The following is a 21,963-nucleotide window of genomic DNA, read 5'->3' as shown; positions in this document are numbered from 1 at the left end:
CATCGCAGGCGCACTCAGTACAGTTCCGAGCGTGACGACGACCGGTCTCTCCCGCACCGCCACCGGCGACGTCGTCCCGACCGCCCAGGAGCGGGCAGAGGCGCCGCTGCGGGCGCTGCGCGGCAGCCCCCGCGAGCGGCTGCTCGGCTGGGTGGCCGCACTCGGGGCGGGGCTGCTCGCGCTGTTCCTGCGCGTCTGGCGCCTCGACACGCCGCACCAGTTCTCCTTTGACGAGACCTACTACGCCAAGGACGCCTGGTCGCTGCTCAAGCACGGCTACGTCCGCGAGTACGACGACGGCGCCGACGAGGCGATCCTGGCCGGCGAAACCGGGGGCCACTGGCTCGAGGACCCGTCGATGATCGTCCACCCCGACGTGGGCAAGTGGCTGATCGCGCTGGGCGAGAAGGCGTTCGGGATGGACCCGTTCGGCTGGCGCATCGCCTCGGCGGTGGTCGGCGCGCTGATGGTCGTGGTGATGGTGCGCCTCGCGCGGCGCCTCACCGGCTCCACGGCGCTCGGTCTGCTGGCCGGGCTGCTGCTGTGCTTCGACGGGCTGCAGCTGGTGCTCTCCCGGCTCGCCCTGCTCGACATCTTCCTGGCCTTCTTCCTGCTCTGCGCCGTGCACTGCCTGGTGGCCGACCGGCAGTCCTCACGGGCCCGGCTGGCGCGGCTGGTGCCGGGCCAGGTGAGCGGCGGCTGGGGGCCGGTGCGGGCGATGCTCTGGCGGCCCTGGCTGGTCGCCGGCGGGGTGTGCTTCGGGCTCGCCGTCGGCACCAAGTGGACCGCGCTGTTCCCGATGGCCGCCTTCGGGCTGCTGGTCTGGCTGTGGAGCGCCGGGGCGCGCCGCTCCTTCGGGGTCCGGCTGCCGATCCTGCGCTCGGCGCTGGTCGACGGCGTGCCGGCCTTCCTGCAGCTGGTCGGCGTGGCCTTCGTGGTCTACGTGGCCACCTGGACCGGCTGGCTGGTGCACGCCGAGGAGTACGAGCAGGCGCTCTCGCAGACCCAGTACACGACCCACGACGGCGGCGAGCAGTGGCCGACCGCCACCGAGCCCGACGCCGAGGGCCTCGGCGAGGTCGTCCAGTCGCTGCGCTCGCTGGCCTACTACCACCGCGACGTCTTCACCTTCCACACCCAGTTCCTCGACGACAGCGAGCACACCTACGCCTCCTCGCCGTGGGGCTGGCTGCTGCTCAACCGGCCCGTCGGCGTCGACGCCCAGCTCGACATCCAGCCCGGTGACCAGGGCTGCGACGCCCCCGAGGGCAGCGACTGCCTGCGCCAGGTGCTGCTGCTCGGCACGCCGGTGCTGTGGTGGGGCGGGGTGCTCGCGCTGATCTTCTCGGCGGTGGTGTGGGTCGGCCAGCGCGACTGGCGCTTCGGCCTGTGCGTGGTCGGCACGCTGTCCACCTGGCTGCCGTGGGTGCCCAACGCGGACCGGCCGATCTTCTTCTTCTACGCGATCGCGACGCTGCCCTTCCTGGTGCTCGCGCTCACCCTGACGATGGGCAGGCTGATCGGCTCACGCCCCGCCGGCGGCGCGGCGGCCGCGACCCCGCGGCGTACGGCGGGAGTGGTCGCGGCCGGGTCGTTCTTCATGCTGGTGCTGGTGAACTTCGCGTGGTTCTGGCCGATCTGGACCGACGAGCTGCTCACCCACTCCGAGTGGATCGACCGGATCTGGTTCTCCCGCTGGATCTGAGCCCGGCGCTGCCGCGCTGGCTACGCTCGGTCGGGTGACTGCCCCCGCCGCGGACCGCGCCCGCCAGATCACCGTGACGCTCGACTCCGACCCCACGCTCCCGGCCCCGGCCGGGCGGGCGTTCTCGATCTGGTCGGTGGTCTCTCTGGGCTGGGTGTGCGTGGCCACCTGCGCGGTCCGGGCATGAGCGGCTTCCGGCCCGGCTGGGAGGCCTTCCCGGCGGCGCTGCTGGCCTTCTGGACCGAGCGGCACCTGTGCACGCTGACCACGCTGCGCGCCGACGGCACCCCGCATGTGGTGCCGGTCGGGGTGGCGCTCGACCACGAGCGGCGCTGCGGGTGGGTGATCACCTCGGCGACCTCGCACAAGGCCCGCCAGGTGCGCGCCGCCGGAGCCGGCGGGGCGGTGGTCGCCGCCTGCCAGGTGGACGGGCGACGGTGGTCGACGCTGGAGGGACGCGCGGTGCTGCTCGACGACCCGGCGTCGGTGCGTCGCGCCGAGCAGATGTACGCCGCGCGCTACCGGGCCCCGCGCGTCAACCCGCAGCGCGTGGCGCTGCGGGTCGACGTGGACAGGTTCCTGGCCTCGCCGAGCCTGCTCGGCTGAGGGCCGGGCGAGGCCGGGCCGGCCGGTCGGCTCAGCGGTGGATCGGGCGCGGCAGGCTCTTGTTGGCGACCCGGTTCTCGGAGTCGATCATCCAGGCGAGCTGCTCGAGGCGCTCGAGGATGGTGTGCAGGATGTCGGCCGTGGTCGGGTCCTCGGCGTCCACCTCGTCGTGGATACGGCGCGCGGTGCCGCACACGGCGTACAGCGCGGCGGTGATCAGGTCGACGCACTCGGCGGTGTTGACCTCGCCGGCCGGGAACTGCGGCAGGCTGCTCTGCTCCGCGACGGCCTGGGCGCGCCCGTCGGGGGTGATGTAGATGGCGCGCATCCGCTCGGCGACCTGGTCGGAGAACTCGCGCGCGGCGTCGACGACCTCGTCGAGCTGCAGGTGGAGGTCGCGGAAGTTGAGGCCGACCACGTTCCAGTGGGCCTGCTTGCCCTGCACGTGCAGGTCGACCAGGTCCACGTGGAGCTGCTGGAGGTGGGACGCCAGCTGCTCGGACGCCTGGAACGGCGGGCGGGCGACGTGCTGGGTGGTGCTCTGGGTCGTCTCGGTCATGGTTCTTCTCCTCCTGTAGGCGCTTCGGGCAACCATGCCACCTTTTCTGGAACCATTCCAGTAAGGGTTACCTCAGACGGTGCTCACCTCCCGCAGCCCGGCCCGCTCGAGCAGCTCGCGGGCGCCGGCCAGCAGCTCGGGGGTCGCCTCGGGAAGGTGCTGGTGCTCGGGGCGCACCCCGTGGCGGCGGAAGCCGAGGACGACCACCCGCAGCGCCGGGTCCAGCGCCGCGAGCCACTGCGCGGTGCGCTCCAGCTGCTCGGCGCTGTCGTTGAGCCCGGGCACCAGCAGCAGCCGCACCTCGTGCAGCCGCCCGTGGGCATGCAGGTGCCGGATGGAGTCCAGGACCAGGTCGTTGCGGCGCCCGGTGAGCCGCTGGTGGACCTCGGGGTCCAGTGCCTTGAGGTCGATCATCGCCCCGTCCAGCACCGGCAGCAGCCGGTCCCACACGTTGCGCACCGCGAAGCCGTTGGAGTCGACGAACGTGGTCAGCCGCGCGCACGCGGGGTCGGCACGCACTGCGGCGAACAGCTCGCGGACGAAGGGGTACTGCGTGGTCACCTCGCCACCGGAGACCGTCACCCCGCTCAGGTAGGGCGCCGCCACCCGGATCTCGGCGAGCAGCTCCGCCACGCTCGCCCGGCGGGCGGTGGGGCACCGGCGCGGGATCGTCTCGGGGTTGTGGCAGGCGATGCAGTCGAAGGAGCAGCCTTGCACGAAGACCACGTAGCGGTTGCCCGGGCCGTCGACCCAGGAGAAGTCGATCACGTCCGCGAGCCGCCCGGTCGTGGTCAGCATCGGCTCACCCCTCGCCGAGCTCCCGGGCGAGCACCCGCTTGGGCGCGCGCCGCTCGACATGGGACTGCTCCACCGAGCCCGCGCCGAGGAACGTGCTCGCGTGCCGGGCGCCTTCCTCGATGCGCGCCAGGTCGGACTTGCGCACCAGGTAGCCGGTGATCCGGATGAAGTCGTTGCTGTCGAGGTTGAAGGTGATGTCGCGCATCCCGGTGCGGAAGGCGCCGCGGATCACGTCGACGACGGCCGCGGGGTTGCGCCGGGCGGTCTCGTCGAAGGCAAGGATGTCGCTGACGCCCGCGGCGAAGAGCCGGTGGTTGGGGGTCACGGTCCGCAGGTGGCGCAGCAGCCCGGGCTCCTCCCCGATCGGGATCCGAGCTCCCGCGGTGACGTCGACGTCGCTGTCGATGCCCGACTGGCTGTGCAGCATCGCCCGGGCACCGAACCCCTCGCAGTAGGGCAGCGGGCGCTCGGCGACGAGGCGGTGCACGGTCTGCAGGATCTGCAGCGCCAGCTCGTCGGCGGCGGCGTCGTGGCCGTAGCGTCCCGCGGACCCCTCGTGCTCGAGCACCAACCCGACCGCCTCGGCCAGGCCGTAGATGCCGAACATCGCCGAGAACCGGTCCAGGTGGACCAGCCCCTCGGCGACCAGCCAGGAGTGCTCGAAGAAGCGCGCCTGCTCGACCAGGTGGCGGGTGCGGGCCTCGATCAGCTCCGCGGCCAGCTCGACGTAGCGGGGCAGCACCTCGGTGAGGAACGACTCGCGCGAGCCCCGGTGGCGCAGCGCCGCCTCGCGCAGGTTCAGCCGCACGAGCGTGTGGGCGCCCCCGCCGGCGCGCAGCGAGTTGTAGCACGACGCCACGCCGTACGCCGGGCCCAGGTCGGCGACCATCATCGGATGGTTGACGAAGTGCGGCTTCGCGCACGCGAACACGGTCTCCACCGCATCGCGCACGTAGTCGTCGGGGGTCTGCTCGGGGTCGACCTTCAGGGTGAGGTTGGGGACCACCTGCAGCAGCTCGCGCTCCAGGCGCAGGGCCGTCCGGCCGACCCGGGTCTCGGCCGGGCCGAGGTTGGCGTGGGTGAAGGCGTCGGGGAACATCCGGTCCAGCGAGATCCAGAACAGCCGCAGGCTCCGGTACAGCCGCTCGTCCTCGACACCCGCGGCGAAGGGCTCCAGGAGCGCATCGAGGTCCCCCAGCCAGACCGGGTAGCCGGTGATGGAGGGGACCTGGGAGTAGGCGATGAGCAGCGTGCTGAGCGCCTCGTCCAGGTCGGTGGCCGGGCCGAGCTCGAGGAACGCCGAGCCGTCGCGCAGCAGCTTGGCGTAGTCGGGCAGCACGTAGCGCGGACGGAAGGGCGCGTTGCCCTCGTACATGTCGCAGATGACGCGCTTGTCCAGCGCCCGCGCACACGCCGCGGAGACCGGCGGCGGCGCCAGCGCGCTCTCGGCCAGGGCGGCCAGCCGCTGCACACGCTGGTGGTAGGTCAGCGTCTCGTCGTCGATCAGGGCGCGGGCGCGGGTGCGTAGCTCGTCGGACTCCACCAGCCCAGGGTCCCGGGCGAGGGCGCCGGCGAAGTAGGGCCGAACGGCCTCAACGGCGAGAGCCCCGAGGCACGGGGCGCTCGGGGCTCTCGGGATGGAGCGGGACAGGTGATCGGGTCAGGCGATGGTGCCGGTGCCCTCGGCCTCGACCCGGTCGTCATGGAGCAGCTCGCCCTCGGCGTCGACCGGGGTGATCGACACGTCGAAGGTGATCGGCGAGTTCGGCTGGTGCTTGAAGTTCTCGGCGTAGGAGTACTGCTGGCCGGAGCCGAGCGTGTACACCCCGGGCTCCCGGAAGGAGCCCGGCACCGTGGCGTCGTCGTTCAGCCCCTTCTCCTCGAAGAGCGCTTCGTCGACGACGGCGTCCATGCCCTGCATCCACTCCCAGTCGTCGTAGCGGGCGGAGATGCTGACCAGGCTGATGCTGAGGTCGATGGGGTCGCCGTTGTTGGTGACGACGTAGTTGACGAAGACGATCTCGTCGCCCTTGGCCAGCAGCGGCTTGTTGGTCTTCGGGTCCGCGAACTGGCCGTCCCTCGTCGCCTTCGCGGTGCCGACCTGGTAGACCTCGACGGTGACGTCGCCGGCCTCGATGGTGGAGATCAGCTCGCCGTCGGTGACGACCGGGTACGCCCAGTCCGGCTGTCCTCCCCCGGACATCGACTCGGACTCCTCGGACTCCTCGGGCTCCTCGGACTCGGCTGCCTCGTCTGCGGACGGCGACTCCTCGGCGGCGGAGCTGTTCTCCGCCTTCGGCTCCTCGGAGTCGTCCGAGCAGGCGCTGAGCCCCAGCAGGCTGACGGTGGCGACGGCCGCGACGGCCATCCGGACGGAACGAGTCGAGCGCATGAAGTGCATTCCCCCTCTGAGAAAGCTGAGATCGCCGCCCCGACGGCGTCGAGAACTCGCCGATCTCCCGGCTGAACCTTCCACGCCCCCTCCCCCCACAAACCTCGCGACCCGTCAATGCCTCGACCGTCTAGACGGGGTGTCGCGGCGCCACTGACGGGTCGACCAGCAACGGGTGAGCCAGGCATGACACCCGTCATGGCCAGGTCGTGACAGGTGAGCCAGGGCCGGCCGCGCTCGTCGGCCGATGCTGGATGCATGACGATCCCAGCGATCCGCACCTGTGGCCTGAGCAAGGCCTTCTCCCTCGCCGACGGCTCCACCGTGACCGCCGTCCACTCCGTCGACCTGACCGTCCAGCCCGGTGAGATCGTGGCCTTCCTCGGCCCGAACGGCGCCGGCAAGACCACCACCGTCGACATGCTGCTCGGGCTCACCTCGCCCACCTCCGGCAGCGTCGAGATGTACGGCGTGGCGCCGCGGCGTGCGGTGGCCGAGGGGCGGGTCAGCGCGGTGATGCAGAGCGGCGGCCTGCTGCCCGACTTCACCGTGCTGGAGACCGTGCGCGCCATCGCCGCGTTGCACCGGCGCCGCGACCGGGTCGACGACGCCGTCGAACGGGCCGGGCTCGCCTCGCTCACGGGCCGCCGGGTGGGCGCCTGCTCCGGTGGCGAGCAGCAGCGGCTGCGGTTCGCCCTCGCCCTGCTGCCCGACCCCGACCTGATCCTGCTCGACGAGCCCACCACCGGCATGGACGTTCACGCCCGCCAGTCGTTCTGGGAGGCGATGCGCGCCGACGCCGCCGGCGGGCGCACGATCGTCTTCGCCACCCACTACCTCGCCGAGGCCGACGAGTTCGCCGAGCGGACGGTGCTGATGCGGGCCGGCCGGATCGTCGAGGACGGGCCGACCGCCGACGTCCGGGCGGCGTTCGGCAGCAGAACGATCACCTTCACTCCGCCGCCCGCCGCCCTCGACCGGGACGGCGTGGCTCCTGCCTGGCTGGCCCGGGTCCGGGAGGCCCTGGGCCCGTTGGGCGTCGACGAGGTGACCGTGTCGAGCGCCAGCCTGGAGGCGGCGTTCCTCAGCCTGACCGCCGGCGACCCGCCCACCACCGGCACCCCCAGCCCCGCCCACGACCTGACCGGAGCCCTCCGATGACCAGTACCGTCGCCCTCCCCTCCCCCCGGACGTCCGGCGCGCTCACCGGCTACGCGCTGCTCGACCTGCGCCGCCAGCTGCGCGACCGGGTCTCGATGTTCTTCGTCGTCGGCCTGCCGACGTTCATGTACGTGGTGTTCGGGCTCGGCTCGGAGGACTCCGTGGGCAGCGGCAACGTCTCGATGTACGTGATGGTGTCGATGGCGGCGTACGGCGCGGTGACCGCGACGACCCACGTCGCCGGCGGCGCCGCCACCGAGCGGACCATGGGCTGGGGCCGCCAGCTCGCGCTCACCCCGCTGCGGCCCCTCTCGTTCGTCTCCCTCAAGGCCGCGCTGGCGATGGTCGTCGCCGCGGTCCCGATCGCGGCCATCTACGCGCTCGGCGCGCTCACCGGTGCGGAGGGCTCGGCCTCCGACTGGGTGCTGTCCGCGCTCGTGGTGTGGGCGGGCTCGGCGCTGTTCGCGGTCTACGGCCTGGCGGTGTGCCTGTTCTTCCGCAGCGAGAACGCCGTCTCCATCGCCTCGGGGCTGATCGTGATCATGGCCTTCCTGGGCAACGTGTTCACCCCGATGTCCGGGCTGATCCTCGAGGTGGGCCGCTTCTCCCCGCTCTACGGCTACGCGGCCCTGGCGCGCTATCCGATCACCGAGGGACGGCTCAGCGACGGCTCGCACGAGACGGTGTGGCTCCCGGTCGCTAACGTGCTCGTGTGGACGGTGATCTTGGTGGGCCTGGCGCTGTGGGGCGTACGACGCAGCCGGGAGCGGGCGTGAGCACCGCCAGCCCGCCCCTCCCGGTCTCGCCCGCCTCGCCGGTCTCGCCGGTCTCGCCCTGGGAGCGCTTCACCTGGGTCTTCGCCGGGATCTGGCTGGTCTTCCTGGTCTACCCGGTCTTCGCGACGCTCGAGAGCGGGCACTCGCCGCTCGTCATCGGCATCGGTCTCGGGCTCCTCGCGGCGTTCGGGGCCGTGTACATGGTCGGCTTCGGAGCGCTCGACGACCGGCCGTGGCCGGTGTTCGCGACGCTGGTGGCCCTCGCCGCCGCGACGACCCCGATCATCGGGATGCGGGCGATCGACCTGACGCCGTACCTGGGCGCCGCCGCGGCGCTGCTGCTGCCGGCTCCCTGGTGGCCGCGGGTGACCTTCGCCGTCGCGCTGCTGCCGCTGATCCCGGCGCTCACCGACAGCGGGTTCCCGACGTTCTTCTTCCTGATGGTGTGGCCGATCATCGTCGCGATGGTGCTGCTGCGGCTCTTCATCCAGGGCGAGCGGCGCTTCGACCAGACCCGCTCGATGCTGGCGTTGGCCGCGGAGCGCGAGCGGGTCGCGCGCGACGTCCACGACGTGCTCGGCCACTCGCTCACCGCGCTCAGCATCAAGGCCGAGCTGGCCGGGCGGCTGATCGACGTCGATGCCGAGCGCGCCCGGGCCGAGCTGGACTCGATCCAGGTGACGGCTCGTCAGGCGCTCGCCGAGATCCGCGCCACCGTCGGCGGGCTGCGCGCCGGGAACCTCGAGGCCGAGCTGGCGGCCGCGCCGCTGGTGCTGGCCGATGCCGGCATCGAGACCCGGGTGGTCGGCTCGGTGGCCGACACCGACCCGCGCCACCGCACCCTGCTGGCGTGGGTGCTGCGCGAGGCGGTCACCAACGTGGTGCGCCATGCCGGCGCCCGGCACGTGGTTGTCGAGCTCACGGCGCGTGGCGTCACGGTCACCGACGACGGCGACGGGCTGCGCGGCCCCGAGGGCAACGGGCTGCGTGGGATGCGCGAGCGGGTCCGTGACGCCGGCGGAGCGCTGTCGGTGGCCGACGCGGCTCCCGGCACCCGCGTCGAGGTGGTGCTCGGATGATCCGGCTGCTGCTGGCCGACGACCAGGCCCTGGTCCGCGGCGCCCTCGCCGCCCTGCTCGACCTGGAGTCGGACCTGCAGGTCGTCGCCCAGGTCGGCCGCGGCGACGAGGTCGTCGAGGCGGCGCGGGCCTCGGCGGCGCAGGTCTGCCTGGTCGACATCGAGATGCCCGGGCTGACCGGGCTCGAGGTGCTCGAGCGACTGCGCCAGGACCTGCCCGAGGTGCGCTCGCTGATCGTGACGACGTTCGGACGGCCCGGCTACGTGCGCCGGGCGCTGGACGCCGGCGCGGCCGGGTTCGTCGTCAAGGACACCCCGGCCCGCGAGCTCGCCGACGCCGTACGCCGGGTGCACGCGGGGCTGCGCGTCGTCGACCCCGCGCTGGCCGCGGAGTCGCTGATCACCGGCCCCTCGCCGCTCACCGACCGGGAGGCGGAGATCCTGCGGCTGAGCGTGAACGGCTCCCCGGTCGCGGCCATCGCGCGCTCCGCCCACCTCAGCCAGGGCACGGTGCGCAACCACCTCTCCGCCGCGATCGGCAAGACCGGAGCGGCCACCCGGGCCGAAGCCGCCCGCACCGCCCTGGCACGAGGCTGGATCTGACCCCCGGACCTCGCGACCCGTCACTGCCTCGACGTGTTCGTCGGCGTGTCCCGGCGTCGATGACGGGTCGGCGCCGCCAGCCGAGGCCGACTGGCCCCGACCCGTGAAATGCACGAAGCGGCAGGTCCGCAGACCTGCCGCTTGGTGTGCACTGGTGGAGCTGAGGGGATTCGAACCCCTGACCTTCTCATTGCGAACGAGACGCGCTACCAACTGCGCCACAGCCCCAGTGCGCCGGCCAGGCCGACGCGAGAGGAAACGTTAGCACCCGTTGCGGCGGCGACCGAATCAGGTCCGGTCAGGACCCGACGGCGCGCCGTCCGTCCTCGTCGCCACGCGTGGCGCGAGCCGCCTGCGCGGCCTCGTCGGCCTCGCGGGCGATGCGGGAGTCGCCCTCGGCGTGGCCCGAGGACCACACCCCGGTCGAGTCCAGGTCGATGGTGCGCACGCTGCGGCGCGCGGCCGGCGCCTTGGTGACGTACGTCGGCAGGGTCACCGGCAGCGGGTCCCACAGGGTCGGGTCCACGGTCGCGGCGGCCATCGAGATCGAGGTCTCGGCCTCGGCGGCGACCTCGTCGAAGCCCTGCTCGTTGCGGGCGACCTGGAAGCTCGCCGGGACCAACTCCATCTCGCCGGTCTCCTCGTTCATCTCCGCGACCGGCGCGGTGACCTGCACCTCGAACGGACGGCGCTCGCTCTTGACCATCACCCGGCAGGTGACCAGCCAGGCCACCAGCAGCGTGGCCGGGATCGCGACGTACCACCAGCTGATCGATACGGTGGCGGCGAGCGCGACCACGACCAGGTTGAGGGCGAGGATGACGCTCAGCACGCGGCGACGGCGCTGGGTGGCGCGGCGCGAGGCCTCGCGGCGTGCCCTGAGCTGGGCGGGCGTGGGGCGGGCCGCCGGCGTCTCGACGACCGGGGCGGAGGGGACCCGCCCGGGCGTCGTGGCGGCAGGCTCTCGGCGCGCCAGCACCCGCATCGTGTGCGAGAACCGGTCGACCGACCCGCCACGCACCGCCTCGTCATGGTGCTTGAGGGCCTTGGGCACGAGGTACACAGCCCACGCCACGGCTAGGGCTACGAAGATGACAGCGCTCAGGTCCACGCTCAGAGATTAGGAGGCCTAGCGATTTTTGAGGCCCATGTCCATAGGTGTGTCGCAAAACAACTGATGTGACTGGTGTGACTGAGGCGTGATCGGGGTCGCCAAATCCGGTCGCCAAGGGTCGTTGAACCGTCAATCGCTGATGTTGTCGGGCGAAAATTCAGCCGACAAGTTCAGCGATCCCCGGCCGACCGGGGAAACCGACAGGGCGCCGCACCCGGCCTCAGCCCAGCCGAGCCAGCATCCCCTCGGGGCACTCCTCCACGGTGACGGCGTAGAGCCGGTGGTCGCGCCAGGCGCCGTCGATGTGCAGGTACCTCGGGGCGTAGCCGACCTCGCGCACCCCGAGCTTCTCCACGACGCGCAGGGAGTTGGTGTTCTCGGGGCGGATCGCGATCTCGATGCGGTGCAGGCCGGCGGTGGTGAAGCAGTGGTCGATGACCAGCGCGACCGCGAGCGGCACCACCCCGCGCCCGGCGTACTGCCGGTCGATCCAGTAGCCGATCGAGGCGAACTGCGCGGAGCCGCGGACGATGTTGTTGACGGTGACCTGGCCGGCGAAGCGGCCCTCGACCTCGATCGCGAACGGCAGCGTCGTGCCCGACCTGGCCATCCGCCGCAGCCGGCGGACGAGCTGGCGGAACGTGGTGGGCCGGGTGCTGGTGCCCGGCGGGACGGTGGCGTCCCAGGGGCGCAGCCAGTCGGCGTTGCGCCGGCGCGCCTCACGCCAGGCGTCGGCGTCGCCCTGGACCAGTGGGCGCAGGACCACCGAGCCGTGTGCCAGGCGCACCGGCCAGGAGTGCTGCCCGCCCTCCGGGCCCTGGCTCAATGGTCGCTCCCGACGACCTGCTCGGCGGCGTGCACGAGCACTCCCTCGAGCACGGTCAGCGCGTCCTTCACCCCGCCGCGCGAGCCGGGCAGGTTGACGACCAGGCAGTTCCCGGCGATCCCCGCCAGGCCGCGCGAGAGCATCGCGGTGGGCACCCCCTTGGCCACCCCGGCGGCTCGGATCGCCTCGGCGATGCCGGGCACCTGCCGGTCCAACAGCCCGGCGGTCGCCTCCGGGGTGCGGTCGGTGGGCGTCAGGCCCGTCCCACCCGTGGTCAGTACGACGCGTGCCCCGGCGTCGACGGCAGCCCGGATCGCCTCCCCGACCGGCGCGCCGTCCGGCACCACCCGGGGGGCGTCCACGGCGAAGCCGAGACGGGCGAGCGCCGCCACGATCAGCGGACCGGTGGTGTCCTCGTAGACCCCGGCCGCGGCACGGTTGGACGCCACCACCACCGCCGCCGACAGACCGGCGGCCGGCCCGGCGGCCGGCCCGGTGCCGCCCTGCGCGCTCATCGGGCCCAGTCCCCGCTCTTGCCCCCGGTCTTGGTCTCCACCCGGACGTCGGTGATCACCGCGCCCTTGTCGACGGCCTTGACCATGTCGACCACGGTCAGAGCGGCCACGGAGACCGCGGTCAGCGCCTCCATCTCGACGCCGGTCCGGTCGGTGGTGCGCACGGTGGCCAGGATCTCCACCGCGTCGTCGGCGACGGTGAGGTCGACGGTGACCCCGGAGACGGCCAGCGGGTGGCACAGCGGGATCAGCGAAGGCGTCTGCTTGGCGCCCATGATCCCGGCGACCCGGGCCACCCCGAGCGCGTCGCCCTTGGGCACGCCCTCCCCCCGCAGCAGCGCGACGACGACCGGCGAGACCAGGACCCGTCCCGACGCCGAGGCGGTACGTGCGGTGACGTCCTTGGCGGAGACGTCGACCATCCGGGCCGCGCCCGTCTCGTCGACATGGGTCAGCCGGTCCATGGGTCCCCCAACGGTGCAGAAGTCATCGGGCAAGAAGTCATCGGGCTAGAAGTCCTCATCGAGCAGCAGCACCTGCACCTGCTCGCCGGCCGCGAGGGACGTCACGTCCTCGGGCACCACGATCAGTGCGTTCGAGGCGGCGAGGTCGCCGATCAGGTGCGAGCCGTGCCCACCGACCGGCGCGACGTGCCCGCCACCGCCGTCCACGGCGTACGCGCCGCGCACGAACTGCCGCTTGCCCGCCGGCGAGCTCACCGCCTGGGTGAGCAGCGCGCGGCGGGTGGGCCGCTCGTAGGGCAGCTTGCCCATCATCTTGCGCAGCGCGGGCAGCACGAAGGTCTGGAAGGAGATGTACGCCGAGACCGGGTTGCCGGGCAGCGTGAAGATCGGGGTCTCGTCCTCGCCCACGGTGCCGAAGCCCTGCGGCTTGCCGGGCTGCATCCCCACGCCACCGAACCAGACGGTCCCGAGCTCGGAGAGCGCCTCCTTGACCACGTCGAAGTCGCCCTGGCTGACGCCGCCGCTGGTCACCACCAGGTCGGCGCGGACCAGCTGGTCGTTGAGCGACTCCAGGAACCGGCGCGGGTCGTCGGGCACGATCCCGACCCGGTAGGCGATGGCGCCGGCGGCCCGTGCCGAGGCGGCCAGCAGCCACGAGTTGCCGTCGTAGATGGTGTCGTGGCCGAGCGCGGTGCCGGGCTCGCGCAGCTCGGAGCCGGTGGAGAGGATGACCACGCGCGGACGCGGGCGCGAGCGGACCCGGTCCCGTCCGACCGAGGCGAGCAGGCCCAGGTGGCGCGGGCCCAGCACGGTCCCGTGGGTGACGAGCAGGTCGCCCTTCGCGACGTCCTCCCCCGCCCGGCGGATGTGCTGGCCGGGCGCGGGCGCCGCGGTGACGCGGACCTGGGCGACACCACGGTCGGTCCACTCGTAGGGCACGACCGCGTCGCAGCCTGCGGGGACCGGCGCGCCGGTCATGATCTTGACCGCCGTGCCCGGGGAGAGCGCCAGGATCCGCGCCTGGCCGGCGCCGATCTCGCCGACCACCGGCAGGTGCACCGGCGACTCCGGCGAGGCGCTGGCGACGTCGGCGGCCACGACCGCGTAGCCGTCCATCGCGGAGTTGTCGAAGCTGGGCAGGGCGATCGGGGAGACGACGTCCTCGGCCACGGCGAGGCCGAGGGCCTCCATCAGCGGCTGCGGGTAGTCCGGCAGCGGGGAGACCGCGTCCAGGATCCGCGCGACGTGCTCGTCGACGGGCGTGAGCGGGCCGGCGTCGTGGCGCTCAGCCATGCTGCGCCCCGTCGGCCCCTTCCCCGGCCAGCACGGCGCCGGCCTCCACCCGCTGCGCGGACGGCGGCTTGGCGAGCTCGACGTCGCCGACCACCTTGACGCCCTTGCCGAAGGTCCAGTCGCCCGCGACGCGCAGCGCGGTCGCCTCGCGCATCGACGGCGCACCCTCGGGGAAACGCTGGTCGAAGTTGCTGACCAGCTTGTAGTGGTCGCTGTCGAGGTCGACGAAGGGCACCGGCGCGACCGGGTCCAGGGTGAAGTCCTGACCGAGGTCGTAGATGTCCGAGCGGAGCACCAGCAGGTCGTTGGTGGTCTTCACCGGGATGAACCGCTCGCGCCCCACCGCGATGGTGCGGGCGTCGTCGAAGACCTCGATCGCCGCGCCCATCGCGGTCTCGATCTGGATCACCTCGGGCGTCGACTTGTCGGAGGGGTCGACGGTCTTGACGTTGCGGATCAGCGGCAGCCCGAGGATCCCCTCCCGCTCGACCAGCGCCTCGCGCATCGCGACGAGGTCGAACCACAGGTTGTTGGTGGAGGTGAACTTGTGCCGCTCGAGGTCGGCCAGCGCCGGCTTGTCTGCCTCGAGCGTCTGCGCGGTCTCGCGCAGCACGATCCGGCCGTCGCTCTTGCGGCGGGCGAAGTGGCCGCCCTTGCGGTCGCTGGGGGTACGGCGCGTCGCCTCGATCGCGAACGGCGAGCCGGAGGCCGCGAACCAGCCGGCGACCCGGGCGTCGGGGACCGCGCCGAGGTTGTCGGAGTTGGAGACGAAGGCGTAGCGGTAGCCGGCGTCGATGAGCTGGTCGAGCAGCCCGCTGCCGCGCAGTGCGGTGTACAGGTCGCCGTGGCCGGGCGGGCACCACTCGAGGTCGGGGTCCTTGGGGTAGCTCACCGGCGACAGGTCGCTGGCCAGCAGCTTCGGCTCCTTGTTCTGCCAGAACTCCAGCGGCAGGCCCTCGACGGGGAGGTCCTCGTAGCGCTCGAGGGCCGCCATCGTGTCGGCGGAGGTGCGGAAGCTGTTCATGAAGATCAGCGGCAGCGTCGCGCCGTACTCCTTGCGCAGGTGGAGCACCTGGCGGGCGATGATGTCCAGGAACGACAGCCCGCGGCGCACGCACAGCAGCGACTTGGCGCGGTCCATCCCCATCGACGTGCCGAGCCCGCCGTTGAGCTTGATCACCGCGGTCTCACCGATCGCCTTCGCGGCGACCGCGTCCGACACCTCGACGTCCGCCAGCGACTCCATGTCGAGCGGGTCGATCGTCGACTCGGGAACCATCCCGGTCTCCCCGTGCTCGAGCAGCCGGAAATAATGGGCGAACACCTCGACGGCGACCTCGTCCACCCCTGCGCCGCGCATCTTCTCGACGGCTCGCTTCAACGCTGCACTACCCATGCTGCCGATCGTAGGCTGGCCGCGTGGCCGCACCGCAATCCCCCTTCGAATCCCGCCCCTCGGACGGCGCCCCGGCGGACCTGTCCGCGGCGAAGACCGCTCTGCGAGACAGGCTGCTGACCGCGCGTCGCCGCCGGTCGTTGACCTCGGTGGGCGCGGCGGCCGCGGGGATCGCGAAGCACCTGCTGGCCGCCGAGGAGGTACGCCGCGCCGCCACCGTCGCGGCGTACGTCGCGCTCGGCACCGAGCCGGGCACCGGACTGCTCCTGGACCGGCTGCACGGCGAGGGGCGCCGGGTGCTGCTGCCCGTGCTGTTGCCCGACGGCGACCTGGACTGGGCGCCGTACCGGGGACCGGGCACGCTGGTGCCGGCCCGCCGCGGGCTGCTCGAGCCGGCCGGGCCTCGCCTGGGGGTGGAGGCCGTCGCCGGCGCCGACGCGGTGCTGGTCCCCGGCCTCGCGGTGTCGCGCAGCGGGGTGCGGCTGGGGCGCGGCGGGGGCTCCTACGACCGGGCGCTGGGGCGGGTGCCGGCGGGCACGTTCAGCTGCGTCCTGCTCTACGACGAGGAGGTCGGCCTCGCCGTGCCCGTCGAGGCGCACGACCGCGCGGTGGGCGCGGTGGTGACGCCGTCGGGCCTCACTCGTCTTCGGTGACCGGGCGCAGCGTCAGTCGGTCGGCGGCCGCGGCGTCGACCGCCTCGCGGCTGAACGGCCAGGCCAGCGTCTCGCCGTCCACCCATAGCTCGGTCTGGTCGGTGTGGTGGGCGTGGAAGGGATGCCCGGAGACGCCGCTCAGGTTGATCCAGCGCGACGCGTCGAGATCGGCCAGCGAGACGACCATCCGCATCGAGGGCGCACTGGTCACCGCATAGCCCTCCGCGGCGTTCCAGGCGGTCGCGTCCACCACGCTGGACCCGCCGCCGACCCGGAAGCCGTCCCGGTTGACCACCAGCTCGGCGAGGGGGTTGCCCGAGGCCCCGAGCGTCTGGCTGCGCAGGTCGAGGGTGTGCAGCCGGCCCCACTCCCACTCCTCGGGGTGCAGGGACTGGCGGCGGGTGAGCTCGTCGCGCGCCGCGATCATCGCCGCCGCCAGGATGTCGTCGCGCGACTCGACGATGCCTTCGGTCTCGCGGTCGTCCCACCAGTCGTTGTGCGGGTCCTCGAGCAGCCGCTGGACGACCGCGAACCAGCGCTGGCCGCCGTCGGGCCACAGCGAGGGGCGCATCTCGTCGTGGAAGGTCAGCTCGAGCAGGTTGTCCCAGACGACGTTGTAGTAGGCCGCCGCGGCGCTGTCAGCCGGCTGGGAGAAGTCCCAGGAGGACAGCAGCCGGCGCCCGGCGCGGTAGTAGCCGCCCGGCAGGTCGACGTCGAGCAGCCGCGGGACCAGCACCGGCGCCATCGGGTTGTGGTCGTCGCGCTGCAGGTCGAGCATGTCGTCCACCGAGAGCCGGTCCTGGGCCTCGAGCAGGTCCCGGATCCGCTGGGAGCGGTAGCCGCGGTCCCAGTCGTCGGTGAGGAAGTAGGGGTAGTCCTCCCCCGCCACCGCCTGGTTCGCGCTCACCACGAACCCCTCCTCGGGGTCGAGCACGCTCGGCAGCGCGTCGAAGGGGACGTGGTCGCCGGTCCAGTCGTTCTCGGGCTCCCAGCCCTCGGCGGGCAGCGAGCCGTCGTTGCCGGACTTGCGGATCGGGATCCGGCCCGGCGCCTGGTAGCCGATGTGGCCCTGGCGGTCGGCGTAGACGAGGTTCTGCGCGGGCACCGCGAAGTCCTCGGCAGCGGCACGGAAGTCGCCCCAGTCCTCGGCGGTGTTCAGCGCGAGGATCGCGTCGGCGGTGGTCGTCGGCTCCAGCGCCGTCCAGGCCAGCGCGACCGCGTAGCCGCTGTCCGCCTCGCCCGCCTCGCCGTTGTCCCCCCGCGCCTGCGCGTTGGCCCCCACCGTGCTGAGCTCGGCGGAGACGTCGGAGAGCAGCGGGCCGTGCGCGGTCTCGCGGACGGTGAGCTCGAAGTCCTCGCCGTCGCGGACCCGGATCGTCTCGGTGCGCACCTTCAGCGGCCGCCAGCCGCCGTCGTAGCGCCAGCGGTCGCCACTGAGGCGCTCGAGGAAGAGGTCGGTGACGTCGGGGCCGAGGTTGGTGAAGCCCCAGGCGATGTCGGCGTTGTGCCCGATCACGACGCCGGGCAGCCCGGAGAACGTGAAGCCGGAGACGTCGAGGGGGCAGGCCTCGGAGACCTCACGGCAGTGCAGCCCCGTCTGCATCCACACCCCCGGCAGGCCGACGCCGAGGTGCGGGTCGTTGGCGAGCAGCGGCTCGCCGGTGGCGGAGTGGTCGCCGTCGACGACCCAGCTGTTGCTGCCCAGCCCGTCGCCGCGACCGAGCAGGGCCGGCAGCCCGTCGAGGAGACCGCCCAGGCGGGCCAGGGCGTCGCGTTGGGCGGCGCCGCGCGGACTGCGCTCGAGGAAGGAGGGACGCTGCGGCTTGCGGGTGCCGCCCTCCTCGGCGTGCTGCTCGAAGACACCGTCCACCACCCGGCCGGACTCCACGATCGGCGCGTGCTGCTCGTAGGGGTACTCGGGGTAGAGCTCGGCGACCTGCTCGGGTCCGTGGTCCACGGCGAGCAGGGTCCGCGCGATCTCGTCGCCCATGTTGCCGCGCAGGTCCCAGGCCATCGCCTTGAGCCAGGCCAGCGAGTCGACCGGGGTCCAGGGCTCGGGGTCGTAGTCCAGCCCGTCGGCGCGCAGCAGCGTGTACTCGACGGCGATCTGGCTGGTGCCGCGACTCTCGAGGTAGGCGTTCACACCCCCGGCGTACGCCGTGAGCGCGGCCCGGGTCTCCGGCTCGACCAGGGCGACCTCCTGCTCGGCGACCCGGCGCCAGCCCATGGTGCGGGTGAACTTGTCCGAGGCGAGCCCGGCCTCGCCGAACAGCTCGCTGAGCCGCCCGGCGGTGAGGTGGCGGCGCACGTCCATCTCGAAGAAGCGCTCCTGGGCGTGGACGTAGCCCTGGGCGCGCAGCAGGTCGGCGACCGTGTCGCCGTAGATCTGCGGGACCCCGTGCTCGTCGCGCACGACCTCGACCGGGGCGTCCAGCCCGGGCAGGTCGGCCTCGCCGGTGGTCTGCGGGAACGGACGGCGGACCAGCACCACGCCGGTCGCGGCGGTGGCCAGCAGCACGAGCACCAGGAGCAGCGCCACCCACAGCGCCCAGCGGGCCGCGACCGGCCAGCGCCGCACCGCCCGCCACCACCGCACGGGTGCCGGAGCGGGCCTGGCGGTGTCCGGTGAGGTGCTGCCGGGGGCAGCGGACTGATCAGTCATCGCCCGCCCATTGTGCCGTACCATTGGCAGTCGGCCGCGGCGAGTGCCAATCGCCCCGGCCCGATCCCTGACAAAGTGACATCCGGAGGACCCAGCGTGCCGACCTACCAGTACGCCTGCACCGAGTGCGGCCACGGCTTCGAGCAGTTCCAGAGCTTCAGCGACGACGCGCTGACCGAGTGCCCCGAGTGCCAGGGTCGCCTGCGCAAGCTCTTCAACGCCGTCGGCGTGGTGTTCAAGGGGTCCGGCTTCTACCGCACCGACAGCCGCTCGGCGTCCTCGAGCTCCGAGCCCGCCTCGTCGAGCTCGACTGGCTCGTCCACCTCCGGCACGTCTGGCACGGCGGCGAAGTCTGAGGGCTCGAGCTCCTCGAGCTCCGCCACCCCTGCCGCCGCTTCCTGACCCACGCGCTCGCGGGCACGCCCCGGGTCTTCGGGGGGCTGTGGAGAGACGCCGCGGGCATCGGCCGCTCTCGCCTAGCGTCGGGGGATGACGCACTCCCCCGTTCCACCCGCCCCCTCAGCCGCCCGCGGCCGGCTGAGGAGGCTGCGGCTGCGGATGCGGCGCGCGGTGCTGATCCGACGCCGGCTGCTCGCTGCGCTCTTCGCCGCGGTCGCCGTGGCCGCCGGGGTGCAGGCCGCGGCCGCGCCGGAGCCGGCCCGGGTCGGCGTGCTGGTGGCCGCGCGCGACCTGCCCGCCGGGGAGGTGCTCGGCCCGGCTGACCTGGTCGAGGAGCCGTTCACCCCCGAGAGCGTGCCGGCGGGCCGCTCCGAGAACCCGGAGGGCCGCACGCTGGCCTCCCCGCTGACGCGCGGCGAGCCGTTGACCGACGTACGTCTGGTGGCGCCGTCGCTGCTCGCGGGCTACCCGGGCCTGAGCGCGCTGCCGGTGCGTCTGCCGGACGCCGGCATGGTCGGGCTCGTGCAGGTCGGCGACCGCATCGACGTGCTCGCCGCCGACCCGGGTGGCGAGGGGGCGCGGGTGGTGGCCCACGACGTGCCGGTGCTGGCGGTGCCGGCGCCGGGTGAGGAGGGTGACGCCCTGCCGGGGCGGCTGGTGGTGATCGGCGTGTCCTCACTGGAGGCGACGACGGTCTCCGATGCCGCGGTGCGACACTTTCTGACCCTGGCGTTCAGTCGCTAGCGTGCTGGGGTCCGCGACGTCATCGGGGCGCGGCCCGGATCTCCGACAGAGGAGCACCACATGACCGGCTTCAAGAACTTCATCCTGCGCGGCAATCTCGTCGAGCTCGCCGTCGCCTTCATCATGGGCGGCGCCTTCGCCACGGTGGTCACCGCCACCGTCGCCATCATCATGGACGTGGTCGGGAAGATCGGGGGCACGCCCGACTTCTCCAACTACGAGCCCGGGGGCGTGCACGTCGGCGCCTGGATCACCGCCGTCGTGTCGTTCCTGATCCTCGCCGCGGTCGTCTACTTCTTCATCGTCAGGCCCTACACGGTCGCCAAGGAGCGGTTCTTCCCCTCCGAGGAGCCCGGCACCCCCGAGGACGTCATGCTGCTGCAGGAGATCCGCGACATCCTCGCCGGCGGCCCCACCGCTCCCCACCCCGACGCCAAGCACCTCTGACCCCCCGATAGCGCGAGTCGGCGCGAACTCGCACCCCAGACCCGCCGAGTCGGCGCGAATTCGGGAATTCACGCCGACTCGGGCGCCGTACGACGTGAGTTCACGCCGACTCGGGCGCCGTACGACGTGAGTTCACGCCGACTCGGGGGTCAGGTGCCGTGGTGGGGCGGGACCTGGGAGCGCAGCCAGGCGTCGTTGCCGCCCTCGCGGGTGCCCTCCGCGGACGGCTCGCGCTCGTCACTCGTGGTCTGCGGGAGGACCTCGCCGAACACCTCGGCGAGGCGCCGACGACGCTGCCAGGCGGTCTCCTCGCGCGGCTGCTCGCCGCGCGACCCGTCACCAGCCGGAGCCGCCACTAGGCGCACAGCCCGTTCTCGAGGGCCTCGGCCTCGGCCAGCTCGTCGGCGGTGGTGCTGCCCTCGCCGCCGTTACCCTCGCCGCCCTCGGTGGGCGGCTTGCTGGGCGAACCGGACGGGCCCGAGCCCGGGGACTCGCTCTTGCCCGGCGGCTTGGCGGCCGAGATCACCCCGTCGCTGAGCTGGCGGCCCAACGGCTGGTCCTTGCGGATCTTCTGCCAGAGCAGCTCTGCGTCCTCGGTCCACACCAGGCGGTTGGGGTCGACCTCCCAGAACTCCCACGGCACGGTGATGAACTTGATCTTGTCGAGCCCGGTGTTCTTGAACTGCATGCCGAGGTCCGCGAGGTTGGTCAGGCTGGCCAGGTCCTCGTCGAGGACGATCGACTTCGTCGCCGCGTCCAGGAACTTGAACAGCCGGTCGGGCCGCGCCAGGGTGTCGGCGGAGACGACCTTGTTGATCATCGAGGCGATGAAGGCCTGCTGGCGCTTCATCCGGCCGATGTCGGAGTTCTTGGAGAGCACGGTGCGCTCACGCACGTAGTTGAGCGCCTCCTGACCCGAGATCTCCCGGGTGCCCTCCTTGAGGTAGATGCCGTGCGCCGGGTCGTCCACGGTCTTGGGGATGCACACCTCGACCCCGTCGACGGCGTCGACCATGTCCTTGAAGCCGTTGAAGTCGACGACGACGAAGTGGTCGATGCGGATGTCGGTCAGCTGCTCCACCATCTGCACGGTGCACAGCGCACCGCCCAGCTGGAAGGCGGTGTTGAACATGACGTCGTCCTCGGCCGGCACCGGGTCCTTGCCCTTGCCCTTGACCTGGCACTCCGGGCGGTCGACGATCGCGTCGCGCGGCAGGCTCACGCCGTACGCCGTCTCCCGGTCGGCCGAGACGTGCATCAGGATCGTGGTGTCCGAGCGCTCGCCGCCACCGGCCAGCCCGTCGATGTTGTTGGCGCCCTCGCGGGAGTCCGAGCCCATCACCAAGATGTTGAGCGGGTCCTTGGGACCCTCGACCTCGACCTTCTCGGGCCGGTTGGTCAACACGTCGTCACTGAGGGTCTCGAGGTTGCCCTCCAGGTGACGCCAGGCGTAGACCACGGCGAGGCCGGTGATCAGCGACAGCACCACGACGGTGGAGCCCAGCACGCGCAGGACCGTGTGCCGCTTGCGGCGCTCAGCGCGCCGGCCCGGTTCCAGGCGCCGCCTCGCGCCGCCCGGCTCGTCCGAAGGCGACGGGTCGGGGCTCGAAGGCGGCGTGTCGGACAACTGTGTCTCCCTGTCAACGGGTCCAGGATCGAATCGATACCCCCCGGCAGGCAAGGAGAAATCTATTCGACCAGTACAAAGTGTGCTGCTTCGCGATCTGATCAGGCAAAACGGGCCCCCACCGGACCAGGCCTCCGGTTCGGGT

The 21,963-nt window shown here is 72.6% G+C and carries 24 protein-coding genes and 1 tRNA gene; 11 read left to right on the top strand and 14 right to left on the bottom strand.

Annotated elements, in window-relative coordinates:
* The first annotated feature begins 31 nt into the window (after window positions 1-31).
* From AC6EH9_RS04445 to AC6EH9_RS04435, 3 genes are read left to right on the top strand one after another with little or no spacing between them, the layout of a single operon-like run.
* Window positions 32-1,705 (top strand): dolichyl-phosphate-mannose--protein mannosyltransferase, encoded by a 1,674-nt coding sequence (locus AC6EH9_RS04445; protein WP_498420957.1) that lies wholly within the window; start codon window positions 32-34, stop codon window positions 1,703-1,705.
* A 34-nt stretch (window positions 1,706-1,739) separates the two neighbouring features.
* A complete protein-coding gene (locus tag AC6EH9_RS04440) occupies window positions 1,740-1,892 on the top strand; it encodes a hypothetical protein (RefSeq protein ID WP_498420956.1) in 153 nt (50 codons plus the stop codon).
* Window positions 1,889-2,311, top strand: coding sequence for a pyridoxamine 5'-phosphate oxidase family protein (locus AC6EH9_RS04435; RefSeq protein ID WP_498420954.1), 423 nt, complete (start codon window positions 1,889-1,891; stop codon window positions 2,309-2,311). Before AC6EH9_RS04440 ends, AC6EH9_RS04435 begins: the two co-directional genes overlap by 4 nt.
* Before the next feature lie 31 nt (window positions 2,312-2,342).
* Here AC6EH9_RS04435 and AC6EH9_RS04430 read toward each other — a convergent pair whose 3' ends face one another.
* The 4 genes from AC6EH9_RS04430 to AC6EH9_RS04415 all read right to left on the bottom strand — a co-directional run bounded on the left by AC6EH9_RS04430 (window position 2,343) and on the right by AC6EH9_RS04415 (window position 6,060).
* On the bottom strand, window positions 2,343-2,870 hold the full coding sequence (locus AC6EH9_RS04430) for a Dps family protein (RefSeq protein ID WP_498420952.1): 528 nt from the start codon (window positions 2,868-2,870) through the stop codon (window positions 2,343-2,345).
* Window positions 2,871-2,942: 72 nt separating this feature from the next.
* Complete coding sequence (locus AC6EH9_RS04425; RefSeq protein WP_498420951.1) at window positions 2,943-3,668, bottom strand: radical SAM protein; 726 nt, start codon at window positions 3,666-3,668, stop codon at window positions 2,943-2,945.
* Between the two features lie 4 nt (window positions 3,669-3,672).
* The gene (locus AC6EH9_RS04420; RefSeq protein WP_498420949.1) at window positions 3,673-5,211 is read right to left on the bottom strand and encodes a YjjI family glycine radical enzyme; all 1,539 of its coding nucleotides are present in this window, start codon (window positions 5,209-5,211) and stop codon (window positions 3,673-3,675) included.
* A gap of 117 nt (window positions 5,212-5,328) precedes the next feature.
* On the bottom strand, window positions 5,329-6,060 hold the full coding sequence (locus AC6EH9_RS04415) for a hypothetical protein (RefSeq protein ID WP_498420947.1): 732 nt from the start codon (window positions 6,058-6,060) through the stop codon (window positions 5,329-5,331).
* A gap of 258 nt (window positions 6,061-6,318) precedes the next feature.
* Here AC6EH9_RS04415 and AC6EH9_RS04410 point away from each other — a divergent pair, with 258 nt between their 5' ends.
* The 4 genes from AC6EH9_RS04410 to AC6EH9_RS04395 are packed head-to-tail and all read left to right on the top strand — an operon-like array spanning window position 6,319 to window position 9,678.
* Entirely contained in the window at window positions 6,319-7,221 is a 903-nt protein-coding gene (locus AC6EH9_RS04410) for an ABC transporter ATP-binding protein (protein WP_498420945.1), read from the top strand.
* The gene (locus AC6EH9_RS04405; protein ID WP_498420944.1) at window positions 7,218-7,997 is read left to right on the top strand and encodes an ABC transporter permease; all 780 of its coding nucleotides are present in this window, start codon (window positions 7,218-7,220) and stop codon (window positions 7,995-7,997) included. The genes AC6EH9_RS04410 and AC6EH9_RS04405 overlap by 4 nt, the downstream gene beginning before the upstream one ends.
* Window positions 7,994-9,076, top strand: coding sequence for a sensor histidine kinase (locus AC6EH9_RS04400; protein WP_498420942.1), 1,083 nt, complete (start codon window positions 7,994-7,996; stop codon window positions 9,074-9,076). Before AC6EH9_RS04405 ends, AC6EH9_RS04400 begins: the two co-directional genes overlap by 4 nt.
* Window positions 9,073-9,678, top strand: a complete 606-nt coding sequence (locus tag AC6EH9_RS04395) for a response regulator transcription factor (RefSeq protein ID WP_498420940.1) — start codon at window positions 9,073-9,075, stop codon at window positions 9,676-9,678. Before AC6EH9_RS04400 ends, AC6EH9_RS04395 begins: the two co-directional genes overlap by 4 nt.
* Before the next feature lie 152 nt (window positions 9,679-9,830).
* Here AC6EH9_RS04395 and AC6EH9_RS04390 read toward each other — a convergent pair.
* The 7 genes from AC6EH9_RS04390 to AC6EH9_RS04360 all read right to left on the bottom strand — a co-directional run bounded on the left by AC6EH9_RS04390 (window position 9,831) and on the right by AC6EH9_RS04360 (window position 15,286).
* Window positions 9,831-9,906, bottom strand: a tRNA-Ala gene (locus tag AC6EH9_RS04390).
* 70 nt (window positions 9,907-9,976) lie between these two features.
* Window positions 9,977-10,789: a divisome protein SepX/GlpR gene (sepX, locus tag AC6EH9_RS04385; protein WP_498420939.1), complete on the bottom strand. Its 813-nt coding sequence runs from the start codon at window positions 10,787-10,789 to the stop codon at window positions 9,977-9,979.
* Window positions 10,790-11,012: 223 nt separating this feature from the next.
* Window positions 11,013-11,618 (bottom strand): GNAT family N-acetyltransferase, encoded by a 606-nt coding sequence (locus tag AC6EH9_RS04380; RefSeq protein ID WP_498420937.1) that lies wholly within the window; start codon window positions 11,616-11,618, stop codon window positions 11,013-11,015.
* Window positions 11,615-12,133, bottom strand: a complete 519-nt coding sequence (locus AC6EH9_RS04375) for a MogA/MoaB family molybdenum cofactor biosynthesis protein (RefSeq protein ID WP_498420934.1) — start codon at window positions 12,131-12,133, stop codon at window positions 11,615-11,617. Before AC6EH9_RS04375 ends, AC6EH9_RS04380 begins: the two co-directional genes overlap by 4 nt.
* Window positions 12,130-12,597, bottom strand: coding sequence for a cyclic pyranopterin monophosphate synthase MoaC (gene moaC, locus AC6EH9_RS04370; protein ID WP_498420933.1), 468 nt, complete (start codon window positions 12,595-12,597; stop codon window positions 12,130-12,132). The genes AC6EH9_RS04375 and moaC overlap by 4 nt, the downstream gene beginning before the upstream one ends.
* A 45-nt stretch (window positions 12,598-12,642) precedes the next feature.
* Complete coding sequence (gene glp / locus AC6EH9_RS04365) at window positions 12,643-13,890, bottom strand: molybdotransferase-like divisome protein Glp (protein ID WP_498420929.1); 1,248 nt, start codon at window positions 13,888-13,890, stop codon at window positions 12,643-12,645.
* Window positions 13,883-15,286, bottom strand: coding sequence for a UTP--glucose-1-phosphate uridylyltransferase (locus tag AC6EH9_RS04360; protein WP_498420926.1), 1,404 nt, complete (start codon window positions 15,284-15,286; stop codon window positions 13,883-13,885). The genes glp and AC6EH9_RS04360 overlap by 8 nt, the downstream gene beginning before the upstream one ends.
* Before the next feature lie 23 nt (window positions 15,287-15,309).
* Here AC6EH9_RS04360 and AC6EH9_RS04355 point away from each other — a divergent pair, with 23 nt between their 5' ends.
* Window positions 15,310-15,939 (top strand): 5-formyltetrahydrofolate cyclo-ligase, encoded by a 630-nt coding sequence (locus tag AC6EH9_RS04355; RefSeq protein ID WP_498420924.1) that lies wholly within the window; start codon window positions 15,310-15,312, stop codon window positions 15,937-15,939.
* Here AC6EH9_RS04355 and AC6EH9_RS04350 read toward each other — a convergent pair.
* Window positions 15,923-18,601 carry a penicillin acylase family protein gene (locus AC6EH9_RS04350; RefSeq protein WP_498420923.1) on the bottom strand — a complete coding sequence of 893 codons (2,679 nt, stop codon included), beginning with the start codon at window positions 18,599-18,601 and terminating at the stop codon, window positions 15,923-15,925. The genes AC6EH9_RS04355 and AC6EH9_RS04350 overlap by 17 nt on opposite strands.
* Window positions 18,602-18,697: 96 nt before the next feature.
* Between AC6EH9_RS04350 and AC6EH9_RS04345 the strand changes: the two genes are divergently transcribed.
* The 3 genes from AC6EH9_RS04345 to AC6EH9_RS04335 all read left to right on the top strand — a co-directional run bounded on the left by AC6EH9_RS04345 (window position 18,698) and on the right by AC6EH9_RS04335 (window position 20,191).
* On the top strand, window positions 18,698-19,003 hold the full coding sequence (locus tag AC6EH9_RS04345; protein ID WP_498420920.1) for an FmdB family zinc ribbon protein: 306 nt from the start codon (window positions 18,698-18,700) through the stop codon (window positions 19,001-19,003).
* 87 nt (window positions 19,004-19,090) lie between these two features.
* The gene (locus AC6EH9_RS04340; protein WP_498420918.1) at window positions 19,091-19,744 is read left to right on the top strand and encodes an SAF domain-containing protein; all 654 of its coding nucleotides are present in this window, start codon (window positions 19,091-19,093) and stop codon (window positions 19,742-19,744) included.
* Window positions 19,745-19,804: 60 nt separating this feature from the next.
* On the top strand, window positions 19,805-20,191 hold the full coding sequence (locus tag AC6EH9_RS04335; protein WP_498420916.1) for an MscL family protein: 387 nt from the start codon (window positions 19,805-19,807) through the stop codon (window positions 20,189-20,191).
* A gap of 149 nt (window positions 20,192-20,340) precedes the next feature.
* Here AC6EH9_RS04335 and AC6EH9_RS04330 read toward each other — a convergent pair whose 3' ends face one another.
* Together AC6EH9_RS04330 and AC6EH9_RS04325 are read right to left on the bottom strand one after the other, a co-directional pair.
* Window positions 20,341-20,547, bottom strand: a complete 207-nt coding sequence (locus AC6EH9_RS04330; RefSeq protein WP_498420915.1) for a hypothetical protein — start codon at window positions 20,545-20,547, stop codon at window positions 20,341-20,343.
* Window positions 20,547-21,698, bottom strand: a complete 1,152-nt coding sequence (locus AC6EH9_RS04325; RefSeq protein ID WP_498420913.1) for an LCP family protein — start codon at window positions 21,696-21,698, stop codon at window positions 20,547-20,549. Before AC6EH9_RS04325 ends, AC6EH9_RS04330 begins: the two co-directional genes overlap by 1 nt.
* Between the last annotated feature and the right edge of the window lie 265 nt (window positions 21,699-21,963).

The organism is Nocardioides sp. Z21_20, from assembly GCF_059766585.1.
The sequence above is the reverse complement of the archived record's forward strand: the minus strand, read 5'-3'. Positions and strand labels throughout refer to the sequence as shown.